At 68.1% G+C, this 6,177-nt stretch carries 7 protein-coding genes, 1 tRNA gene and 1 pseudogene; 3 read left to right on the top strand and 6 right to left on the bottom strand.

Annotation, left to right across the window (positions count from 1 at the left end; genetic code table 11):
• The 3 genes and pseudogenes from HUK84_RS08725 to HUK84_RS08715 all read right to left on the bottom strand — a co-directional run.
• Positions 1–270, bottom strand: a pseudogene (locus HUK84_RS08725) (hypothetical protein); the annotation flags it as partial.
• 194 nt (positions 271–464) lie between these two features.
• On the bottom strand, positions 465–590 hold the full coding sequence (gene ykgO / locus HUK84_RS08720; protein WP_012223099.1) for a type B 50S ribosomal protein L36: 126 nt from the start codon (positions 588–590) through the stop codon (positions 465–467).
• A gap of 66 nt (positions 591–656) precedes the next feature.
• On the bottom strand, positions 657–1,637 hold the full coding sequence (locus HUK84_RS08715; RefSeq protein WP_176639955.1) for a hydrogen peroxide-inducible genes activator: 981 nt from the start codon (positions 1,635–1,637) through the stop codon (positions 657–659).
• A 131-nt stretch (positions 1,638–1,768) separates the two neighbouring features.
• Here HUK84_RS08715 and HUK84_RS08710 point away from each other — a divergent pair, with 131 nt between their 5' ends.
• From HUK84_RS08710 to HUK84_RS08700, 3 genes are all read left to right on the top strand, one after another.
• Positions 1,769–2,311: a peroxiredoxin gene (locus HUK84_RS08710; protein ID WP_281362770.1), complete on the top strand. Its 543-nt coding sequence runs from the start codon at positions 1,769–1,771 to the stop codon at positions 2,309–2,311.
• 196 nt (positions 2,312–2,507) lie between these two features.
• Positions 2,508–3,050 (top strand): carboxymuconolactone decarboxylase family protein, encoded by a 543-nt coding sequence (locus tag HUK84_RS08705; protein WP_176639953.1) that lies wholly within the window; start codon positions 2,508–2,510, stop codon positions 3,048–3,050.
• A gap of 138 nt (positions 3,051–3,188) precedes the next feature.
• A tRNA-Asp gene (locus HUK84_RS08700) sits at positions 3,189–3,265 on the top strand.
• Positions 3,266–3,449: 184 nt separating this feature from the next.
• On the opposite strand, the gene HUK84_RS08695 is transcribed toward HUK84_RS08700, so the two are convergent.
• The 3 genes from HUK84_RS08695 to HUK84_RS08685 all read right to left on the bottom strand — a co-directional run.
• A complete protein-coding gene (locus HUK84_RS08695) occupies positions 3,450–4,193 on the bottom strand; it encodes an ABC transporter ATP-binding protein (RefSeq protein WP_176639952.1) in 744 nt (247 codons plus the stop codon).
• A gap of 4 nt (positions 4,194–4,197) precedes the next feature.
• Positions 4,198–5,061, bottom strand: a complete 864-nt coding sequence (locus HUK84_RS08690) for an ABC transporter permease (protein WP_176639951.1) — start codon at positions 5,059–5,061, stop codon at positions 4,198–4,200.
• A 185-nt stretch (positions 5,062–5,246) separates the two neighbouring features.
• On the bottom strand, positions 5,247–6,177 hold a 931-nt coding region (locus tag HUK84_RS08685), incomplete at its 5' end, for a PQQ-dependent sugar dehydrogenase (RefSeq protein ID WP_176639950.1).

Genomic DNA, 6,177 nt, shown 5'->3' with positions numbered 1-6,177 from the left:
CCGCAGCAGCAGCCGCGTGGTCGGCGACAGCGGCCGCAGCCTCACCTGCTCGATCCGCACTTCCAGTTCGGCGGCAAGGGCGCGCGTGTTCGCACGGGCCAGTTCGGCCACCAGCAGCGCCAGATCCGCCTGCCCGGGAACGGCCTTCCCCGGAACCGCCTGGCCCGGAGAAACCTGGCCGGGGGAAACCTGGCCGGGGGAAACCTGGTCGGGGGAAACCCGATCAGGAGAAACCTGGCCGGAACCCGCCTTCCCGGCGGGCGGGGTCATCACCGGGGCCTTCTGGCCGGCCGGCGGAGCCGCAGCCCGCGACGGGCACAGGCCCGCTCCCAGCGACAAGGCCAGGACACAGGCGGCGGACAAGCGCAAACACATACGCCCGCGTCCCCGACCGGTCATCCGGCCAGGAACGCGGGCATGCGCGTCGTGCAAGAGAAACCGTACGGCCAAGGCCGTCCGGACAATCAGCCCTGGCGGGCCTTCATGCGCGGATTCTTCTTGTTGATGACGTAGACCTTGCCATGACGACGGACGACACGGCAGTCCTTGTCACGCACCTTGGCCGACTTCAGGCTGTTTCTGATCTTCATGACCTGATCCTCATTGGCGGCTTGACACCGCGAAGACGCGCCGAATACCGGCCCGGATGCACAGAGTCAACCGCGCGGTCCCGAAAAATCCCGGCTTTCCCGCCCTTCCGGGCCATTTTTCGCCCCTTGCGCCTTCCCCTCCGGCGGACGGATATGCGGGGCCAGCAGGCGGAAATCGGCGGCGCGTGGCGAACGCGGACGCCAGGCCAGGCCGATGGTGCGCCAGGCCTGGCAGCCCGTGACCGGCCGCACCACGACCGGCAGGTCGCGCAATATGCCCGATTCCACCGCCAGGCGCGGCAGCAGCGCGATCCCCAGCCCGTCCGCCACCATGTCGATCAGGGTATGGAGCGAGGTCACGACGAATTCCTCCTCGCCCTCGGTCGTCGTCCAGCCCCGCTCCTGGCGGCACAGCGCCAGCGTCTGGTCGCGCAGGCAATGCCCGTCCTCCAGCAGCACCATGCGCTCGGCGGCGATCCGCCCGACCGGAATCGACTCGCACTGCGCCAGGGCATGGCCGGCCGGCAGCACCAGCATGAATTCGTCGCGCCACAGCGGGAACGTCTCCGCCCCCTCGCAGGGACAGGGCATGGCCAGCAGCGCCAGGTCCAGCCGGCCCAGCGCCAGCTTGTCCAGCACGTTGCCGGTCACGTCCTCGTTCACCGACACGCGGATCTGCGGAAACTGCCGGCGCAGGCGCGCGACCAGGCCGGGCACCACGAACGGGCCGATGGTCGGAATCACCCCGATGCGCAGCAGCCCGCTCATCGGCGCGCGCGAGGCATCGGCCACGTCCTGCACCGCCTGCAGCGAATCCAGCGCGAAGCGCGCCCGGGCCGCCACCTCGTCGCCGATCGGGGTGAACACCACCCGCTTGCCGACATTGCGGTCCAGCAACTGGACGTCCAGTTGCCGCTCCAGCGCCAGAATCCCCGCCGACAGGGTCGATTGCGTGACCGCGCAGGCCTGGGCCGCCCGTCCGAAATGGCGCAATTCGGCGAGAGTAATAAGATAGCGGAGTTGCTGGGCCGAGGGCAGTGGTGTCATCGATCCCTTCGATCATCCGGATATAAATTATTCATTGGCATGATATCGCCTTCGGCGCTTATAGAATAGCCCACACGGCGCGGACCGCATTGCGGCGCCACGCCAGGACCATTGATGCAAGGAGCATGCTGATGCTGACGATCGGTGACAAATTCCCCGCATTCGACCTGACCTCCGTCGCCGGTGGCGCCGCGGGCCTGACCGGCGAATTCGTGCAGATCTCGGACAAGACCGACGAAGGCAAGTGGAAGCTGGTCTTCTTCTGGCCGAAGGACTTCACCTTCGTCTGCCCGACCGAAATCGTGGCGTTCGGCAAGATGGCCGGCGAATTCAAGGACCGCGACACCGTGGTGTACGGCGTGTCGATCGACAGCGAGTTCGTGCACCTGAACTGGCGCCTGCACCACGAGGACCTGAAGCACCTGCAGATCCCGATGCTGGCCGACATCAAGCGTGAACTGTCCGACGCCTGCGGCGTGCTGTCGAGCGATGCCGGCGTGGCCTATCGCGCCACCTTCCTGGTCGATCCGGACAACATCATCCGCCATGTCAGCGTCAACGACCTCTCGGTCGGCCGCAACCCGCAGGAAATCCTGCGCATCCTCGACGCGCTGCAGAGCGACGAGCTGTGCCCCTGCAACTGGAAGCAGGGCGAAGCCTTCCTCAAGGTCTGATCACCCTGGCCGGTCCGGCCCCCGGGGCCGGACCGGATTCCGCCGGCGCCCGCCGGCGGGGGCATGGCCCGCACCCATGTCCCGTCCGGCACGGCCGGACATATCCATCCTTTCCGAATCCCCTCCATCCGCGTCGCAACGTGACGGGCCGGCCGGCCGGTCGCGAACCGCGCCGCACAGCAACAGGGCCCTGGCCATGTCGATCGACTCGCTCAAGGAACGCCTTCCCGACTACGCGAAGGATCTCAAGCTCAATCTCAGCTCGCTGGCGAACGACATCACGCTCACCCCGCAGCAGCGGGCCGGCACCTTCGTGGCGTCGGCGCTCGCCGCGCGCAACGCGGACGTGACGCGCACCATCGTCGCCGAATACGAATCCGTCCTGACGCCCGAGGCCCTGACCGCCGCCAAGGCCGCCGCGGCGATCATGGGCATGAACAATATCTATTACCGCTTCGTCCACATGGTGGGCGGCGACTACGCCCAGATGCCGGCCCGGCTGCGGATGAACGTGATCGGCCGCCCGGGGGTCGAGAAGCTGGATTTCGAACTCTGGTCGCTGGCCGTCTCGGCGATCAATGGCTGCGGCATGTGCGTCGAAAGCCATGAAAAAATGGTCCGTGACGCCGGACTGACCACCGAACAGGTCCAAACCGCGGTCCGCATCGCCGCGACCGTGCATGCCGTGGCCGCCACCCTGGACGGCGCGGCGGCGCTGGGCGACGCGGGCGCCGCCTGAAAGCCCGCCTGTTTCCCGCTTCCGGCGGCGCGAATCATCGCGCCGTCATTTTTTCCGGCGGAACCTGTTGCCAGAATCGCCCGCCTTTGTTAATTCGCCCTCCACGAACGGATGCGGGGCCGAAAACCCCGCGCCGCTGCGGGTGTAGCTCAGTTGGTTAGAGCGCCGGCCTGTCACGCCGGAGGTCGCGGGTTCGAGCCCCGTCACTCGCGCCATTCCCCGAAAATCCTGAAAATATCGTCCCGGAAATCTGCCGGAGGTTGCTTCGACAGCCCCGAGCCTGACCGGACATGTGGGCTGGTGAGCGAGAGCGGCCCGACAGGGCCGCGCCCGGCGTGTGTTTCCGAGCACCGGAGCACAGGAAACGCGCGCAGGATCGCCTCCAGCGCGCATGTCCGGTCAGGCTCGGCCCAGATAAGCTGGCAGCACTGTGCCCGGCGGCCCGTCCATGCGGATCCGCCCCTGGTCCATCCACAGCACCCGCGTGCACCAGGTCGCCAGGATCTCCGCCTGATGGGTCGAGACCACCAGGATATCCGCCTCTTCGATCATCCGTTCCAGGCGCGACTGCGCCCGGCTCAGAAAGGCCGCGTCGCCCGCCAGGAACCACTCATCCATCAGCAGCACCTGCGGCCGGCCGGCGGTGGCCAGGCCGAAGGCCAGGCGGATCTGCATGCCCGAACTGTACGAACGCAGCGGCAGGTCCAGGAACGGCCCCAGCTCGGCGAAGGCCGAGACGTCCTGCTCCACCCCGGCGATGGCGGCGGAATCCAGCCCCGAATACAGGCCGCGCAGGCGGATATTCTCCCGCCCCGTCAGTTCCGCGACCATGCCCAGATTCGTATCCAGCAGCGCGCCGATCCGCCCGCGCACGCTCACGCGCCCGCCCACCGGCTCATAGATCCCCGCCAGCGCGCGCAGCAGCGTGGTCTTGCCCGCGCCGTTCCGGCCGATCAGCCCCAGCCGCTCGCCGGGCCGCACCGAAAAGCTCAGTCCGTTGAGCGCGCGTACCACCACGCGGTCGCGCGCATCATGGCCCAGGCGCCCCGACATGGCGCGCCCCATCCGCTTGCGCAGGCTGGCGGCATTGCCGTGATACAGGGGAAAGGCGATCTGCAGATCGCTGACATCGATTCCGGCCATGGCGTCAGACCCAGTATGCCAGCCGCGACCGCAGGCGCGCGAACAGCAGCAGCATGCCCACCCACAGCAGCACGCTGTACGCCAGCGCCGCCACCCAGGACGACAGCGCCGCCGGCGCGCCCAGCAGCGGGGCACGGATGATGTCCAGCAGCGCATAGAACGGATTGAACAGCAGGAAACGCGGATCGACCGTCACCAGCCGCGCCTCCCACAACACGGGGGTCACGAAGAAGGCGATCGTCATCAGGCTCGACACGATGGGCGGGATGTCCCGAAAGCGCGTCCCCACCACCCCCAGCAGCAGCGACAGCGCCAGGCCGTCGATCCCCCACAGCACCACGGCCGGCAGCGCCCCCCCCAGATGGGCCGGCACCACGCCGCACAGCGCGAAGACCACCGCGATGACGATCACATTATGCAGCAGGATCAGACTGTTGCGCACCAGCGCCCGCAGCGCGTGCAGCGTAAAGGGCAGGCGCGCGGCCTGGATCAGCCCGGCGGCACCGGTAAAGATCGTCGGCCCGTCATTGGCGACCCCGCTGACGAACCCCCACAGCACCAGCGACACCGCCAGGAACGGCACATAGGTGCGCATGTCCATGTGAAACAGCAGGCCATAGATCGGGCCCATGGCCGCGACCATCACGGCGGTGGAGAAGGTCAGCCACAACGGGCCGAGCAGCGAACCGCGATAGCGCAGCTTGATATCCACCCAGCCCAGCGCCCAACCCAGCCGCCACATGGCCAGGCCCCGCCCGATATCGGCCAGCGCCTGTGTCAGATAGCCGATCCCGGATTCGGGCATCAGGTCCAGCACGCAGTCCGCGCCCGATCCGTTCGTTCCGGGGCTTCCGCCGGTCTCCGCCATCGCTGCTCCTTACCGCCCCTGCCCTGTGCGCGCCCTGGAGGCTGCTTCAGAAGCCCTGGGCATCAGAAGCCCTGAGCATCAGAAGCCCTGGGCATCGGAGCACAGAAAACGCGCGTCGGATCGCCGGTCGCAGGGCTTCTGAAGCAGCCTCTTAGACAAGGCGCTGGGCGGCCGCAAGGCGCGCCCTACCGCGCGCCGCGCGCCGCGCCGTCATAGGTCACGCGATAGATCGCCCCGGCCAGGTCGTCGCTGACCAGCACGCTGCCATCCGCCAGGGGCTGCACATCCACCGGACGCCCCCAGGGGATCTGGTCCTGCTGGAACCCGTCGAGCAGCGGCGCATAGGACGCCACCCGTCCATCGGCGCCGAAACGCACCGTCATGACGCGATAACCCGCCAGCCGGCTGCGGTCCCACGACCCGTGCTCGGCGATCAGCAGCGCGCCTCGGTATTCGTGCGGAAACATCGCCCCGTCATAGAAGCGCAGGCCCAGCGCCGCGACATGCGCCCCCAGCTTCAGCACCGGCGGCGTGAATTCGGCGCAGGCGTGCAGCCGGCCGAAGACCGGATCCGGCACGTCGCCCTGATGGCAATAGGGATAACCGAACGATTCCCCGGCATGGTCCAGCCGGTTCAGCTCGTCGCTGGGTACATCGTCCCCCATCAGGTCGCGCCCGTTATCGGTGAACCACAACACGAAACGGCCCGGCTGTCCCAGGCTCTGCCCGAGGTCCTGCCCAAGGTCGTGCCCAGGGTCGTGCCCAGGGTCGTGCCAAGTCAGGCCGACGCTGTTGCGGATGCCCCAGGCCACATCCTCGCGCCCCGTGCCGTCGGGATTCATCCGCATCAGCTTGCCGAACCGGTGCCCGACATCGCAGATATTGCACGGTGCCCCGATCGGCACGTACAGCTTGCCGTCCGGGCCGAAGGCGATGAATTTCCAGCCATGGTCGCCCGCCCGCCAGGGCAGGCCAGACACCGCCACCACCGGCGCGGGCGGATCGTCCAGCCGGTCCTCGATCCCGCGCAGCACCAGGATGTCGCGCGGTTCGGACACGTACAGGTCGCCATCGCGAAAGGCGACGCCCACCGGCATGGTCAGGCCGCGCGCCACC

The sequence above is a fragment of the Nguyenibacter vanlangensis genome (assembly GCF_013376155.1).
Classification (GTDB): domain Bacteria; phylum Pseudomonadota; class Alphaproteobacteria; order Acetobacterales; family Acetobacteraceae; genus Gluconacetobacter; species Gluconacetobacter vanlangensis.
The sequence above is the reverse complement of the archived record's forward strand: the minus strand, read 5'-3'. Positions and strand labels throughout refer to the sequence as shown.